The organism is Isoptericola dokdonensis DS-3 (genome assembly GCF_001636295.1).
Lineage (GTDB): Bacteria > Actinomycetota > Actinomycetes > Actinomycetales > Cellulomonadaceae > Isoptericola > Isoptericola dokdonensis.
In genome coordinates, this window is record NZ_CP014209.1 from 1964441 (window position 1) to 1980023 (window position 15583).

General features: G+C 71.7%; 11 protein-coding genes. 4 read left to right on the top strand and 7 right to left on the bottom strand.

All coding sequences use genetic code 11. The features are described 5' to 3' along the window. Positions 1-78 precede the first annotated feature (78 nt). Both I598_RS09115 and I598_RS09120 read left to right on the top strand, forming a co-directional pair. Complete coding sequence (locus I598_RS09115) at positions 79-1203, top strand: mannonate dehydratase (protein ID WP_068202688.1); 1125 nt, start codon at positions 79-81, stop codon at positions 1201-1203. Between the two features lie 62 nt (positions 1204-1265). Next, the gene (locus I598_RS09120) at positions 1266-3338 is read left to right on the top strand and encodes an alpha-glucuronidase (protein ID WP_068202689.1); all 2073 of its coding nucleotides are present in this window, start codon (positions 1266-1268) and stop codon (positions 3336-3338) included. A gap of 34 nt (positions 3339-3372) precedes the next feature. Here I598_RS09120 and I598_RS09125 read toward each other — a convergent pair whose 3' ends face one another. Beyond that, entirely contained in the window at positions 3373-4053 is a 681-nt protein-coding gene (locus I598_RS09125; protein WP_068202690.1) for a hypothetical protein, read from the bottom strand. Positions 4054-4188: 135 nt separating this feature from the next. Between I598_RS09125 and I598_RS09130 the strand changes: the two genes are divergently transcribed. Then, a complete protein-coding gene (locus I598_RS09130; protein ID WP_232314121.1) occupies positions 4189-5973 on the top strand; it encodes a cellulase family glycosylhydrolase in 1785 nt (594 codons plus the stop codon). 79 nt (positions 5974-6052) lie between these two features. Here I598_RS09130 and I598_RS09135 read toward each other — a convergent pair whose 3' ends face one another. The 6 genes from I598_RS09135 to I598_RS09160 form a co-directional block, all read right to left on the bottom strand. Then, the gene (locus tag I598_RS09135; RefSeq protein WP_068202691.1) at positions 6053-8089 is read right to left on the bottom strand and encodes a beta-galactosidase; all 2037 of its coding nucleotides are present in this window, start codon (positions 8087-8089) and stop codon (positions 6053-6055) included. A 65-nt stretch (positions 8090-8154) separates the two neighbouring features. Then, positions 8155-8838, bottom strand: coding sequence for a hypothetical protein (locus I598_RS09140; protein WP_068202692.1), 684 nt, complete (start codon positions 8836-8838; stop codon positions 8155-8157). Next, entirely contained in the window at positions 8838-10367 is a 1530-nt protein-coding gene (locus tag I598_RS09145) for a GH39 family glycosyl hydrolase (RefSeq protein WP_068202693.1), read from the bottom strand. Before I598_RS09145 ends, I598_RS09140 begins: the two co-directional genes overlap by 1 nt. Positions 10368-10443: 76 nt before the next feature. Then, complete coding sequence (locus I598_RS09150) at positions 10444-12108, bottom strand: ABC transporter substrate-binding protein (protein ID WP_068202694.1); 1665 nt, start codon at positions 12106-12108, stop codon at positions 10444-10446. Positions 12109-12185: 77 nt separating this feature from the next. Next, positions 12186-13112 carry a carbohydrate ABC transporter permease gene (locus I598_RS09155; RefSeq protein WP_068202695.1) on the bottom strand — a complete coding sequence of 309 codons (927 nt, stop codon included), beginning with the start codon at positions 13110-13112 and terminating at the stop codon, positions 12186-12188. Beyond that, positions 13106-14122 (bottom strand): ABC transporter permease, encoded by a 1017-nt coding sequence (locus I598_RS09160; protein ID WP_068202696.1) that lies wholly within the window; start codon positions 14120-14122, stop codon positions 13106-13108. The genes I598_RS09155 and I598_RS09160 overlap by 7 nt, the downstream gene beginning before the upstream one ends. Positions 14123-14453: 331 nt before the next feature. Between I598_RS09160 and I598_RS09165 the strand changes: the two genes are divergently transcribed. Beyond that, entirely contained in the window at positions 14454-15491 is a 1038-nt protein-coding gene (locus I598_RS09165; RefSeq protein WP_068202697.1) for a LacI family DNA-binding transcriptional regulator, read from the top strand. The last annotated feature ends 92 nt before the right edge of the window (positions 15492-15583 follow it).

Below are 15583 nucleotides of genomic sequence, written 5' to 3' on the forward strand. Positions count from 1 at the left end.
CCCGGGGACGCCCCGGGGCCACCGGGCGCCAGCCGCTGGAAAACGATTCACACCGGACGACACGAGGACAGCACTGCGATGAAGATGGGCTTCCGCTGGTACGGCGAGGGCAACGACACCGTCACGCTCGACCACGTCCGCCAGGTGCCGGGCGTCGAGACCATCGTGTGGAGCCTGCACCACAAGCAGGCCGGCGAGGTCTGGGAGCAGGCCGAGATCGACGCGGAGGTCGCGAGGATCACGGGTCTGACCGATGCCGCCCGGGCGCGCGGGATCACCCGCACCTTCGACGCCGACGTCGTGGAGTCGGTCAACGTGCACGAGTCGATCAAGCTCGGCCGCACCGTGCTGGGCATGGGCCGCGACGAGGCGATCGACAACTACCGCACGACGATCCGCCGTCTCGGCCGGGCCGGGGTGAAGGTGGTCTGCTACAACTTCATGCCCGTCTTCGACTGGCTGCGCACGGACCTGTGGCACCCCCTGCCCGACGGGTCGACGGCCCTGTACTTCGAGAAGGCCGTGGTCGACCGGATGACGCCCGAGAGCCTCATCGCCGACATGGAGGCCGGCTCGCACGGCCTGACCCTGCCCGGCTGGGAGCCGGAGCGTCTCGCCGGGTTCTCCGAGCTGAACGCCGCCTACGAGGGCGGCACCCACGAGGACATGTACGCCAACTACCAGTACTTCCTCGAGGCCGTGATCCCGGTCTGCGAGGAGGTCGACGTCAAGCTCGGCGTGCACCCCGACGACCCGCCCTTCGACGTCTTCGGCTGGCCGCGCGTGGTGTCCACCCACGACGACCTCGCCCGCGTGCTCGCCCTGCACCCGAGCCCGCACCACGGCCTCACCCTGTGCCTGGGCAGCTTCTCCGCGAACCCGCAGGCCGACGCCGTCGCCGCGGTGCGGACGTACATGGACCGCATCCACTTCTCGCACGTGCGCAACATCAAGCACTTCCCGAACGGGGACTTCACCGAGGTCGCGCACCGGGCGTGCGAGGGCGACGTCGACACGGTCGGCATCATGACGGCGTACGCCCAGGCCGGGTACACCGGCTACATCAGACCCGACCACGGCCGCCACCTGTGGGACGAGAACACCACGAACAAGCCGCGCCCCGGCTACGGTCTGTACGACCGCGCGCTGGGCATCCAGTACCTGCTGGGCGTCTGGGACGCCGCCCGGCACGGCGCACGCTGACGTCGCGCGCCCCTCCGAGCCGAGCAGGGCACCACCACCGCCACGACGACAAGGACGACCTCGTGACCTTCGACATCGATTTCGGCACCCCGGCCCCGCACGCCGCGTGGCTCCCCGACGAAGCGTTCGCCGCCGTCGGGACCCGTCGCCTCGCGCTGGACGCCGCGGCGCCCACCGCGACCGACCTCGACCGGGCGGTCCTCGCCTCGCTCGTCACCGAGCTCGACCGGGCGACCGGCACCCACGGCGGTGCCGTCGTCGGCGCCGCGGACTCCCCCGACCTCGTCCTGCGCCTCGAGCCCGGCTCGGCCACCAGCCCGCCCGACGGGTTCACGGTGGCCCGCACCGACGGTCGGCCGACCGTCACGGCCAGGACCCCCACCGGCCTGCTCCACGGCTGGTTCCACGTCGTGCGGCGGGGCGAGGCGGCGTTCACCGGCCCGGAGGGCACGGAGCAGCACGCCCCGGCCGCCGCGCTGCGGATGCTGGACCACTGGGACAACGTCGACGTGCACCCGGTGATGGGGCAGGTGGAGCGCGGGTACTCCGGCGGTTCGATCTTCTACGACGCCGGGGTGGTTCGCGCCGACCTCACGCGCGTCACCGCGTACGCGCGGCTGCTCGCCGCCGTCGGCATCGACCGCGCCTGCATCAACAACGTCAACGTGCACGCTCGCGAGGCGCGGCTGCTCACCGACGACCTGCCCGAGGTCGCCCGCATCGCCGCCGCCCTGCGCCCGTACGGGGTCCGCACCCATCTCGCGGTGAGCTTCGCCGCGCCGATGACGCTCGGCGGGCTGCCGACGTCCGACCCGCTGGACGACGCCGTCCGCGCCTGGTGGCGCGACGCCGCCGACCGGGTGTGGGCGCAGGTCCCGGACTTCGGCGGGTTCGTCGTCAAGGCGGACTCCGAGGGCCAGCCCGGACCCTTCGCGTACGGGCGGGACCACGCCGACGGCGCGAACCTGCTGGCCGAGGCCGTCGCTCCGCACGACGGGCTCGTGCACTGGCGGGCCTTCGTCTACAACCACACGCAGGACTGGCGCGACCGGTCGACGGACCGCGCACGCGCCGCCTTCGACCACTTCGCGCCGCTCGACGGCCGCTTCGCGGACAACGTGGTCGTGCAGGTCAAGCACGGCCCGCTCGACTTCCAGACCCGCGAGGCGGTCTCCCCCGTGCTCGCCGCGATGCCGCGCACGCGCCTCGCGCTCGAGCTCCAGGTCACCCAGGAGTACACGGGTCAGCAGCGGCACGCCTGCTACCTCGGGCCGTGGTGGAGCGAGCTCCTGCGGTTCGCGCCGTGGGGCGCCGACGACGGCACGACCGGTGGCGGCACGCGCGTCGCGGACGTCGTCACCGGGCACGGGCCGGACGCCGCACCGGGCGTCGCCGCGGCCGGGGGCGGCGGGATCGCCGCGGTGTCGAACGTGGGCGACGACCGGTTCTGGACCGGCCACCCGTTCGCGCAGGCCAACCTGTACGCGTTCGGGCGCCTCACCTGGGACCCGACGCTGGATGCGACCGACCTGCTCGACGAGTGGATCACGCTGACGTTCCCCGACACCTCGGCCGACCTGCGGGCCGCGCTGCACGCGATCCTCGACGACTCGTGGCGCACCTACGAGGCGTACACGGCGCCGCTGGGCGTCGGCTTCATGGTGCGGCCGGGCCACCACTACGGGCCGGACGTCGACGGCTACGAGTACACGCCCTGGGGCACCTACCACTTCGCCGACCGTGACGGCATCGGCGTGGACCGCACCCGCGCCACGGGCACGGGGTACACCGGCCAGTACCCGGCACCGTGGCGGGACGTCTACGAGTCGCTCGAGACCTGCCCGGACGACCTGCTGCTGTTCTTCCACCACGTGCCGTACACGCACGTGCTGCACAGCGGCGTCACCGTGATCCAGCACGTCTACGACACGCACTTCGCGGGTGTCGAGCAGGTCGAGGCGATGGTCGCGCGGTGGGAAGAGGTCGCCGCCGAGGTGCCGGACGACGTCGCGCGGCGCGTCCGCGAGCGCCTCGCCGAGCAGCTGCGGTCCGCCGTCGAGTGGCGCGACCAGGTGAACACGTACTTCCTGCGCAAGTCCGGGATCCCCGACGCCCGTGGGCGGACGATCTACTGAGGGTCGCCCGGCTGAGCGGCGCCGCGGGGGCCGATCAGTCGACGTCGATGAACCGCTGCCGCACCTCGGCGAGCACGGGCCGCTCGACGCGCAGCAGCAGTGCCGCCCACAGCACGCCGAGCAGTGCGAGGACGGCGGGGGCGGTGAGCCAGACGATCAGTGCGGCGAGGACGAGCAGGGCGACGACGAGCAGGGTGACGCGCGGCAGCCGGGCGAGGAAGAACACGCCGAGGCGTGCGGTGTCGGGGGTGGGGAACGTGAAGAACGCCGCGATGACCGTGGCCTGCACGAGCCACAGCAGCACGAGGACGCCCACGCCGATGCCGATGCCGAGCACCCACGCCGGTGCGTCGCCGGCGACGTCGACGACCATGAACGCGAGGACGGCGAGGACGAGCAGCGCGGGCACCCACAGCTTGGCGGCGTCGAACAGGTTGAGTCGGTAGCCGCGGGCGAAGGCGGCGGCCGGGGAGAGACCGAGCTCGACCGGCCGGTCGCCGAGCGCGAACAGGCCCGCGGCGAGCGCCGGGCCGACGAGCACGGTGCTGAGCACCGCGAGCGCGGCGGTGGCGCCGCGCGGCCCGGTGGACAGGGCGAGCAGGCCGAGGGCGACGACGGTCGGCGAGACGGCGAGCGCCTGGAGCACGCCGACGACGAGCAGCCGGACGGCGGTCGGGGCGGGGCGGGGTGCGGGGCCGGTCTCGGGCGTGTTCACGCGCCCACGCTACCGGTGCCGTGGGCCGCCGTCGGCGTCGGTCGCACGGCGGCCGCCGGCGCGGGGCCGGTCGTCCCGCCCCTCTTGACAGCGCTCGGGGCGTCTCGGGAGCATGGCATCCGTCGAAGCGCTTCGATGAAGACGCGTCTCGACACCTCCAGCGGCGCCGCCCCGGCGCCGGACGTGCGCGACGAAGGGCACACCCGCATGAGGCATCTCCGCAGAACCCCGGCCGTCGCCGTCGCGACGGCGACGCTCCTCGCACTGACCGCCACCGCGGCGTCCGCGGGCCCCGGCCACGGCGACCGCCACCGGCCGGACCGCCCCGGCAAGACCCTCACCGCCGAGCAGACGGTCGAGGCGATGCAGCCCGGCTGGAACCTCGGCAACTCGTTCGACGCCGTCGGCGCGGACGAGACCGCGTGGGGCAACCCCGTGGTGACGCGCGAGCAGATCGCCGCGGTCGCCGACGAGGGGTTCCACTCGATCCGCATCCCGGTGACGTGGGGCCAGCACCAGGGCCCGGCACCGGACCACACGATCGACCCGGACTTCCTCGACCGCGTGGAGGAGGTCGTCGACTGGGCGCTGGAGGAGGACCTGTACGTCCTGCTCAACGTGCACCACGACTCGTGGATGTGGACGAACGCGATGCCGAGCGACCCCGCGGGCGTCACCGCGCAGTTCACCGCCACCTGGGAGCAGCTCGCCGACCGGTTCGCGGACCACCCCGCCGAGCTCACGTTCGAGTCGCTCAACGAGCCGCAGTTCGCCGGGGTCGACGACGACGCGGGCGACGCGCTGCTGCACGACCTCAACGTCGCGTTCCACGACGTCGTCCGTTCCTCGGGCGGCCACAACGACGACCGCCTGCTGGTCCTGCCCACCCTGCACACCAACGCGGCCCAGGAGCGCCTCGACGCCCTCGACGCGACGATCGACGGCCTCGACGACCCGCAGATCGCCGCCACGATCCACTACTACGGCTACTGGCCGTTCAGCGTGAACGTCGCGGGCGGCTACCGGTACGACGACGTCGCGCGCGCCGACATGACGGGCACCTTCGACCGGGTGCAGGCCACGTTCATCGACCAGGGCGTCCCCGTGATCCTCGGCGAGTACGGCCTGCTCGGGTTCGACCGGCACACCGGCACCATCGAGCAGGGCGAGAAGCTGAAGTTCTTCGAGATGTTCGGCGCCGAGGCCCGGGCGGCCGGGGTGACCACCATGCTCTGGGACAACGGCCAGCACCTGGACCGCACCACGTTCGCGTGGCAGGACCCGGAGCTGTTCGCCCAGATCGAGTCGTCCTGGCGGACCCGTTCCGGCACCGCGTCCACCGACCAGGTGTTCGTCCGCCCCGGCGCCGTCGAGCCGCAGACGATCACGCTCGAGAAGCACGGCACGCGGTTCCACGGCCTGTGGATCGACCGGCGGCCGCTGCTGCCCGTGCTCGACTACCGCGTGCGGGGCGACCAGGTCACCCTGACGAAGCGGCTGCTGCACCGCCTCACCGACGACGCGCACGGCCCGCAGGCCGAGCTCACCGCCCGGTTCACCCGCGGCGTGCCGTGGGACGTCGAGGTGATCGTGGCGGACACCCCGGTGCTCGCCGACGCCACCGGCACCACCGACGACTTCGGGATCCCCACGGAGTTCCGCGGCGACCGTCTCGCCACGATGGAGGCCACCTACGCCGACGGTTCCGCCGCCGGCCCGCACTCGTGGACCACGTACAAGGAGTTCGACGCGGCATTCGTCCCCGACGAGGCGGCCGGCGAGATCGTCCTGCGCCCCGCGTTCTTCGCGGAGGTCCGTGACGGCGAGCCCGTCCACCTGACGTTCCACTTCTGGAGCGGCGACACCGTGGAGTACACGGTGACGCGGTCCGGCGACACCGTCACCGGCCAGGTCGGCTGACGCCTCCCCCGCCGAGCGTCTCTGGATGTCGGGGTTCGAGCCCTCATTCCCGACCTTCAGAGACGCTCGGCGGCGACGGTCAGTCCTCCTGGAGCACGACGACGTCGGTCGGCTCGAGTCGGAGCGTCTCCCCCGCCTCGACGCGCCGCCCGGAGAGCAGGTCGGTGCCGGACGCGTGCGCGGCGACCTCCCGGACCTCGGTGGCGTGGTTGAGCACGAACGCGAACCGCCGGCCGTCCGTGGCGCGGACGGCGAGCTCGACGTCGTCGGCGTCGGCGTACGGGCCGACGAGCCCGTGGCGGTCCAGCACGCGCCGCACGACGTGCGCGAGCCCGGCGTCGTCGAGCCCGGTGGCGACGTACCAGGCCTCCCCGTCGCCGAACGTGTGCCGCGTGACGGCCGGCGTGCCCGCGTAGAACTCGGCGCCGTACGTGCCGACGACCTCGGCGCCCTCGGGGACGAGGACCTCGAACACGAGGCCCGCCCCGGCGGTGAGGTCGCCGTCGGGGCCGGTGAGGTGGACGGGGTGGACGACGCCGGGCTCGGCGGAGTCCGTCTCCTCGACCCGGATGCCGAACAGCGGGCCGAGCGGCCCGGGGGCGTCCATGAGGTAGGCGTTGGAGTCCTCGTCGACCCGGCCTGCCCAGAACGACGACAGCACCGTGCCGCCGCGGGCGGCGACCTCCTCCAGCCGTGCCACGACGTCCCCCCGGAGGAGGTGCAGCATGGGCGCGACGACGACGTCGTAGCCGGTGAGGTCGGCGGTCACGGGGACGACGTCGAGCTGCGCCCCGGCGTTCCACAGGGCCCGGTAGTACCCGAGGACGGTGTCCACGTACCGGGCGTGCCGGTTGAAGCCGTCGGTCATCTCGGCGGCCCACCAGGAGTCCCAGTCGAAGAGCACCGCGACGCGGGCCGGGGTGCGGGCGCCGAGGACGGCGTCACCGAGGTCGCGCAGCTCCGCGCCGAGCGCCGCCACCTCCCGGAACGACCGCGTGTCGGTGCGGCCCGCGTGGTCGAGGACGGCGCCGTGGTACTTCTCGCAGGCGCCCTTCGACTGACGCATCTGGAAGTACAGGACGGCGTCGGCGCCGTGCGCGACCGCCTGCCACGACCAGAGCCGCAGCACCCCGGGACGCTTGACCGGGTTGACGTCGCGCGACGCCGTGATGGTGGGCGTCTGCTCCATCACCCAGAACGGGGCGCCGTCCTTCAGGCCCCGCATGAGGTCGTGGGCGAGCGCCATCCGGGCGTGCTCCCGCTGCCCGGGCGGGTAGTTGTCCCAGCTCGCGACGTCGAGGTCCGCGGCCCACCGGTGGTAGTCGATCGGGCGGAACATCCCCATGAAGTTCGTGGTGACGGGGGTGGTGGCGTCGTGCTCGCGGATCCGCTCCTTCTCGTCCCGGTAGTTCGCGAGCATCGCCTCGGACATGAACCGGCGGTAGTCCAGCGTGATGCCCTGGAACGCCGTGTGATCGGGGCCGCGCCAGTGCTCGGACAGCATGTTCGGCGGGACGACCTGCTCGAAGTCGGTGAACGTGTGCGACCAGAACGTCGCGTTCCACGCCTCGTTGAGCCGGTCGAGGGTGCCGTAGCGCTCGCGCAGCCAGTCGCGGAACCCGGCGCCGCACAGGTCGCACCAGCAGCCGCCGTCGAACCCGCCGTACTCGTTGCCGACGTGCCACGCCACCAGTCCGGGGGTCCCGGCGTACCGCTCGGCGACGCGCCCGGCGAGCTCCGCGGACAGCCGCCGGTACACCGGCGAGCTCGGGCACGCGTTGTGCCGCTGGCCGTACACGTGCCGACGCCCCTGGAAGTCCGTGCGGCACACCTCCGGGTGGGCGTGCGCCAGCCACGGCGGCAGCGCCCCGGTGGACGTCGCCAGGACGACGTCGCGGCCACCCGCGACGGCCCGCTCCACGATCTCGTCGAGCTGCGTGAAGTCGTAGGTGTCGGCGTCCGGCTGGAGGGTCGCCCACGAGAACACGTTGAGGGTGAGCGTGTCGATCGCGGCCTCGTCGAACGCGGCGTAGTCGGCCTCCCAGACCTCGCGCGGCCACTGCTCGGGGTTGTAGTCGCCGCCGTAGCGGATCTGCGGCGTGCGGTGCTCGGACACGGGTCCTCCAGGGTCGGGGTCGTACGGTCGAACGGTTCCGGCGGGCCAGGGGCGCGCGCCGGCGGTCAGGCGACGAAGCGGTCGGTGACGTCCGCGAGCACGGGCGCGTCGACGCGCAGCAGGAACCAGAGCCAGGCGACGCCCACGACGACCAGCCCCACCTCCCCCGCGACGGCGACCACGCCGCCCGCGACGACGACGAGCGCCAGCAGGCCGACCGTCGCGCCGGGCCGCCGGGTCAGGTAGTGCAGGGCCAGCCGGGCGACGTCGCGGACGCGGAACCGGAACACCGACGCCAGGACGAGCGCCTGGAGCGCCCACAGCACCACCAGCAGCGCGACGACCAGCAGCACCACGACATACACCGTGCCGATGCCGGCCGCCTCGCGGTGCACGACCGACGTCGCGACGATCCCCAGCACCACCAGCGCCGGGACGACCAGCAGCAGGACGTCGCTGGTGTTGAGGCGCAGCCCGCGGGCGAACGTGCGCGCCGGGGCCGGCTCCTCGGCCCGCGCCCGCACGTGCAGCGTGAACAGCCCTGCGGAGACGAACGGCACCGCCGGGGCGAGGCACAGCGGCAGGACGAGCACGTTGCCCGGCGAACCGTCCAGCATCAGCAGCGCCACGAGCGACGGCACGCAGCCCAGCGCCACGAGCAGCCCCACCGTCGCGTACCAGTAGACCCGGCCCGCCACCCGGCTGAGGATCCCCTCGCCCGGGTCCCGGGCACCCGCCTGCGCAGCCATCAGGCGCCCTGCGCCGCGACCTGGCGGCCGAGGATCCGGGCGTCGTCCAGCCACGCCGGGGTCTCGTCGTGCACGGCGTCGATCTCCACGAGCGTCACCTCGTGCCGGTCGAGGGTGAGGTCGAGGGTCACGCGCCCGTCGACGACGTCGAGCGACGTCAGGGAACGCACGGGCTCGGACGCCTCGTGCAGCAGGTCGAGCTGGCGTGACGTCGGGGACCCCGGGCGGCCCAGGTGGCGCCAGGCGGAGTGCACGTCGCCCTGCTCGGGGGCGACGCGGGACCGGTGCACGGACACCCGGCCGGCGCCCGGGACGGGGAGCGACAGCCGCAGCTCGTGCCGTGCGGGCTCGTCGGGCGCGTCCGTGCCTCCCACGGGCTGCCAGGCGAGCACCGTGACGCGTCCGGCGTCGTCGCGGGTGACCAGGTGGTCGGCGCCGCGGTGCAGCACCTGCGTGCCCATCCGGGCCATGAACGCGTAGAGGTGGAACGCGGGCTTGCGGAGCTGGCGGTGGCCCAGCAGGCCGAAGCCGCCGTGCAGCGCCGACGTCGGGACGTTCTCCTCCTCGAAGACGTCGCAGAACGTCCAGTAGGAGAACGAGTCCACCAGGTCGCCGCCGCCCACCAGCACCGGCGCGAGCGACGCCGCCTGGTACGGGGTGTCGTGCACCGGGTTGTCCGGGCGGTAGCTCGTCGAGAACTCCGTGACGTGCGTCGGCAGACCCTCCAGCCGCGACCCGGCGAGCAGCTTCGCGGGCGTCGCGAACTGGTCGAGCAGCGACTGCGGGTCCCGCAGCGTCTGGTACGTGCCGAACGGGACGTGCTGCGCCGGACCGGTCGTGTACGCGTGGAACGACAAGAAGTCGACGGGCACGTCCCGGTCGGTGACGAAGTCCGCGAACGGCTGCCACCAGTCGTCGGCCCCCGGGGAGATCGCCGGGCCGCCCACCTGGAGCTCGGCGTCGACGTCCTTCACCGCGGCCGCCGTCACCTCGTACAGCCGGAAGTACGCCTCCTGCGAGGCGTCCTGCCAGAAGTTCACCAGGTTCGGCTCGTTCCACACCTCGATCGGCCAGCGCCGCACCTCGTCCAGGCCGTAGCGGTCGATCGCGTGCCGCACCACCGCCTGCACCAGGGCCGCCCACTCGCCGTGGTCGCGCGGGGGCGTCACGTTGCCCCTCCACCAGAACACCGTCTGGTCGCCCGACGCGAGCCCCGACGGCATGAAGCCCAGCTCCAGGAAGGGACGGATCCCGAGGTCCAGCCAGGCGTCGAGCACCTGGTCGGCGTACGTGAACGAGTACCGGGTGCCCCGGTGGCCTGCCACGTCGTAGGGGCGGTGGATGCCCAGGTCGTCCGACAGCAACCCGTGCCCCCGGACGTACCGGAAGCCGATCTCCGACTGCACCAGGGCCAGCGACTCCTGGTGGTCGGCGCGCAGCGCCAGGTTGAGGCGGCCGGTCCCGACGCACCGGCGCCAGGCGTCGCCGAGGACGCCGGTGGGAGAGGACGGGACGACGATCGTGGACACGCGAGACTCCTGCGACGGTGGGGGTAGGACGGCGGCGCCGCCGCCGGGACGAGGCCCGGCGACGACGCCGCGGAGGTCACTGCTGGCGTGCGAGCGCCGTGTTGTACGTGTCGACGAGCTGGGTCGCGCCCAGGCCCTCGAGCTCCGCCACGTAGGCGTCCCAGTCGTCCAGCGAGCGCTGGCCGGTGACGAACGCCGCGGTCGCGGCCATCACGGCGTCCTTGAGCTGGGTGTCCAGCAGGGAGGCCTGCTCGAGCTCCATCTCGTCCAGGCGGGCGGCCGGGGTCACCGGCAGCACCGTCTTGGCGTCCAGGACGGCGCGCGTCCACTCCTTGACCTCGTCCGACATCACGGACTCCAGGAGCTCCTGCGAGGAGCCGTTCGCCAGCAGGAACACGCCGTTGCTGTAACCGAAGTCGGTGTTGAGCATCTTCGGGGCGCCCGGGTTGAGGGCGTTCCAGCCGATGTCCTCCTTGAGGGTGCGCGCACCGTCGACGACGTCGTAGGTCTCACCCTCGACGCCCCACTGCGCGAACTCCATGCCCTCGTCCGAGTAGTACTGCCAGTCGACGTACTGCAGGAGCGCCTTGAAGTACGGCTTCTCCGCGGCGTCGGCCGCGATCATCAGGCCGGACGACAGGCGGCTCGGGAGCAGGTTGCTGCCCGCGGGGCCGCCCGGGAGGGTCAGCAGGCGGATCGAGGCGTCCTTGCCGGCGTCCTCCATGGCGGTGCGGTACACCGTGATCTCCTGGGTGTTGCCCGAGATCGCCGCCGAGGAGCCCGAGATGAACTTCTGCTTCGCCTGGTCGTCGTTCTGCGTGATCTCCGGGTCCATCGCCCCCGAGGAGACCATGCCTGCGACCGTCTCGAGGAGCTGGCGGTAGCCGTCCGACGTGCCGTTGAACGTGAACTGGCCCGCCGCGTCGTCGTACCAGGTGTTCGCGTAGCCCCAGCCGCCCGACGCCCCGAAGTTCGGCGCCATGTACTGCAGCATCGCACCCAGCGGCTGCGAGTCCGTCCACCGGTCCGAGAACGCGTAGTCGATGTCCGGGTTCGCCTCCTTGACCGTCTGCAGGTCCGCGGCGAACTCCTCCCACGTCGCCGGGTCCTCCGTGATCCCGGCCTTCGTCCACATGTCGTCGTTGATCACGACGGAGTACTGGACGTCCGTGATCTCCCGGAGACCGGGCAGGATGTAGAACTTGCCGTCGTCCTGGCGGAGGTTGTCGAGGTCCTCCTGGAGGCCCCAGTCCTCGATCTTCTGGGAGAAGTTCGGCATGTACTCCAGGTAGTCCGACACCGGCAGCAGCGCGCCGCCCGCGACGAACTGCACCTCCTGGCCGGGGTACGTCACCGACATGATGTCGGACGTCTCGCCCGAGCCGATGAGCAGTGCCTTCTTCTGGTCCCAGTCCGCCAGCGGCACGTCGGTGCGCGCGAACGTGACGTTCTGGTTCGCCTCCAGCTGCTGGAAGATCGACCAGTCGTCCTGCACCGGGTAGTTCGGGTGGTCGCGGTACAGCAGGGAGAGCTCCACCGGCTCGGTGGCCCGGAAGGTGTCGCCCGCGGCGAACTCCTCCATGGCGCCCACCGACTGCTCGGCGCCGATGGTCACGGCGTCACCGGTCGCGTCACCGTCGCCCGTCTCGCCCTCGTCGCCGCCGCCGCACGCGGCCAAGCCCAGGGCGAGGGTGCTGATCGACACGGCCGCGACCGCGGTCCGCATTCTCGTGCTCTTCATGATTCTCCTCGTGTGACGAGCGTCGTCGCTCTGACAGGTGGGGACGGCGAGGCGCCGAGCCCCCGGGGACGGGTCGGTCAGCCCTTGACCGAGCCGAGCATCACCCCGGAGACGAAGTACCTCTGGATGAACGGGTACAGGCAGATGATCGGCAGGACGGTCAGCAGCATCGTCACCGCCTGGATGTTCGCGCCGATCTGCACAGCCTCCATGCCGGTCGTGCCCGCGGCGGGGCTCGTCGCTGCCGCGATGAGGTTGCGCAGGTAGACGGTGACCGGGAACAGCTCCTTCTGGTCCAGGTACAGGAACGCGTTGAACCAGGAGTTCCACAGGCCGACCGCGTAGAACAGCGTCATCGTCGCGAGCACCGCCTTGGACAGCGGCAGCACGATCCGGAAGAAGACGCCGTACGTCGTCAGGCCGTCGATCGCCGCGGCCTCCTCCAGCTCGGCCGGGAAGTTCTCGAAGAACGACTTCATGACCAGCAGGTTGAAGACGCTGATCGCGCCCGGCAGGACGATCGCCCACATCGTGTTGCGCATCCCGAGGATGTCCGCGACCAGGATGTAGTTCGGGATCAGACCGCCGCCGAAGAACATCGTGAACACGGCGATGCCGATGAAGAAGTTGCGGCCCTTGAGGTGCTGGCGGCTCAGCGCGTACGCGTACGGCGTCGTCAGCGCCATCGAGATCGCCGTGCCGAGCACCGTGTACAGCAGCGTGTTCGCGTAGTTGCGCCAGAACAGCGAGTCGCCCATGACGACGTCGAAGGTGTCGAGGTTGAAGCCCCGCGGCCAGAGGTTGACCTCGCCGGCGGCGATGAAGCCCTCCGAGGAGAACGCCTTCGCGACCAGGTTGACGAACGGGTAGAGCGTCACCGCGCAGACGAGGAGCAGCAGGACCACGTTCGTCCAGCGGAACGTCCGGTAGCCGGGCGTGTCCTTGATCGTCGTCGTGCTCTGGCGGACCGCCGCCAGGTCCGGGGTCCGGGTTTCGGTCACCACAGCGAGGCTCCAACCATGCGGCGCGAGGCATAGTTCGCGGTCAGGACGAGGGTCAGCCCGATCACGGCCTCGAACAGGCCGATCGCGGTGCCGTAGGAGAACTGGGCGGACTGGATGCCGACCCGGTACAGGTAGGTCGAGATGACGTCCGCCGTCGAGTAGATGAGCGGGTTCTGCAGCAGCAGGACCTTCTCGAACCCGACCGCCATGAAGGTGCCGATGTTGAGGATGAGCAGCACCATCATGGTCGGGCGGATGCCCGGCAGGGTGATGTGCCACGTCTGCTGCCACCGGTTCGCACCGTCGATGCGGGACGCCTCGTAGAGCTGGTCGTCGATGGTCGTCAGGGCGGCGAGGTAGAGGATCGTGCCCCACCCGACGGTCTGCCAGACCTCGGAGCTCACGTAGATCGTGCGGAACCACTCGGGCTGCTGCATGAACGAGATCGGGTCGCCGCCGAACGCCGTGACGAGCTGGTTGACGGTGCCGTTGACCGACGTCAGCTGCAGCACGAGGCCGGCGACGATGACGATCGACATGAAGTGCGGCAGGTACGAGATCGTCTGCACGATCTTCTTGAACCGGCGCGACCGCAGCTCGTTGAGCATCAGGGCCAGCACGATCGGCAGCGGGAAGCAGATCGCCAGCGTCAGCAGCCCCAGGATCACGGTGTTCCAGAACACCGTCCAGAACTGCTGGTTGTTGATGAACATCTCGAAGTAGTAGAGGCCGACCCACTCGTCGCCGAGCGGGTTGCCGCCCGGCCTGAACCGGCGGAACGCGATGACGTTGCCGACCATCGGGGCGTACTTGAAGACGAGGAAGAACAGCACCGGCAGCGCGATGAACGTGTAGAGCCGCCAGTCCTTGCGCAGCGCCTGCCGCCACGTCACCCGGTGACGTCGCGCGCGGCGCGGCTCCTTGCCGCTCGGCCTGCTCTCGGTCGGCGGGGCGAGCTCACCGCCCGTGTCCGCCGGCGGGGCCGTCAGCGCCCCGGCACCGTGTGCCATACCTGCTCCCGTCACGTCATCGTGGCGAACGGGTCCACATCGCTGTGGGTGACCGCCCGAAAGTTTCGACACTGAAAACGTTATCGATAGCGGCAGAGTAGGACGCCCGTCACACGGCGGTCAAGTGGAGTCGGGATCACGGTCTGATCACAGGATCGGCCCGATCCTCGGGTTGCGGCGCTCAGATTCACCCGCTGAACTGGGGCGGCAGGCGGCGTGACAACGTTTGCAGGAGTTCTCAGCGAAGGGAGGGATGACTAGGATGGCAATCGAAACTTGCGACCTCAGACCGGGACCATGACCCGCGCGGGCCGGGCCCGGGAAGGACACCATGACCACCACGGGGATGCCCGGACCACGCGCCAGCGCGCCGACGATCGCCCAGATCGCCCGCGAGGTCGGCGTGTCCGCGCCCACCGTGTCCAAGGTGCTCAACGGCCGCGCCGACGTCGCCGAGACCACCCGCACCAAGGTCGAGGACGCCCTCGAGCGCGCAGGCTACCGCCGCCGCCGCGCCGCGCCGCCCGCCGCCGGCACCGGCCTCATCGACCTCGTGTTCCACAGCTTCGGTTCCGTCTGGTCGCTCGGCATCATCCGGGGCGTCGAGCAGGCGGCCGCCGCCGCCCGCACCAGCGTCATCCTGTCCGAGCTCGGCGGCCTCCACCGGCCACCCCAGACCTGGCTCGACGCCACCCTCCTGCGCCCGCCCGTCGGCGTGCTCCTCGTCGCCTCCGGCCTCAGCGGCGGGCAACGGCGCCAGCTCGTCAGCCGCGGCATCCCGTTCGTCGTCATCGACACCGACGGCGAACCCCCCGCCGACGTCCCCGTCGTCGGCTCCGACAACTGGAACGGCGGGCTCGTCGCCGCCCGCCACCTCCTCCAGCTCGGCCACCGGCACATCGCCGCCATCAGCGGACCCGCCGACATGCTGTGCAGCCGCGCCCGCATCGACGGCTTCCGCAGCGCCTTCGAGGGCTCCGGGGTCACGTTCGACCCGCACCTGCTGCGCGGCGGCAACTTCGAGGTCGAGGCCGGCTACCGCGCCGGACGTGACCTCCTCGACCGCGCCGACCGCCCCACCGCCGTCTTCGCCGGCTCCGACATGCAGGCCCTCGGCGTCCTGCGCGCCGCCCGCGACCTCGGCATCCGCGTCCCCGAGGACCTGTCCGTCGTCGGCTACGACGACCTCCCCCTCGCCCAGTGGACCACCCCGGCCCTGACGACCGTCCGCCAGCCCCTCGAGGAGATGGGCTCGGCGGCCGCCCGCATGCTCTTCGAGCTCGCCGACCAGCAGACCCCGCTGACCACCCGGCTCAACCTCGGCACCGACCTCGTCGTCCGCGAGACCACCGCTCCCCCGCCTCGCTGAGTCAGCGCCCGTCGGCGCGAGTCAGCGCAGGTTCTGACCAGTCAGCGCAGGTTCCGGGTGGTGGAGGGATCTCGCGCGTCGTCGCGTTCACG

Coding starts and splice junctions, on each gene's coding strand:
- I598_RS09130 (WP_232314121.1), top strand. CDS start 4,189: ATGAAGACGCGTCTCGACACCTCCAGCGGCGCCGCCCCGGCGCCGGAC.
- I598_RS09160 (WP_068202696.1), bottom strand. CDS start 14,122: ATGGCACACGGTGCCGGGGCGCTGACGGCCCCGCCGGCGGACACGGGC.
- I598_RS09165 (WP_068202697.1), top strand. CDS start 14,454: ATGACCACCACGGGGATGCCCGGACCACGCGCCAGCGCGCCGACGATC.
- I598_RS09140 (WP_068202692.1), bottom strand. CDS start 8,838: ATGGCTGCGCAGGCGGGTGCCCGGGACCCGGGCGAGGGGATCCTCAGC.
- I598_RS09115 (WP_068202688.1), top strand. CDS start 79: ATGAAGATGGGCTTCCGCTGGTACGGCGAGGGCAACGACACCGTCACG.
- I598_RS09150 (WP_068202694.1), bottom strand. CDS start 12,108: ATGAAGAGCACGAGAATGCGGACCGCGGTCGCGGCCGTGTCGATCAGC.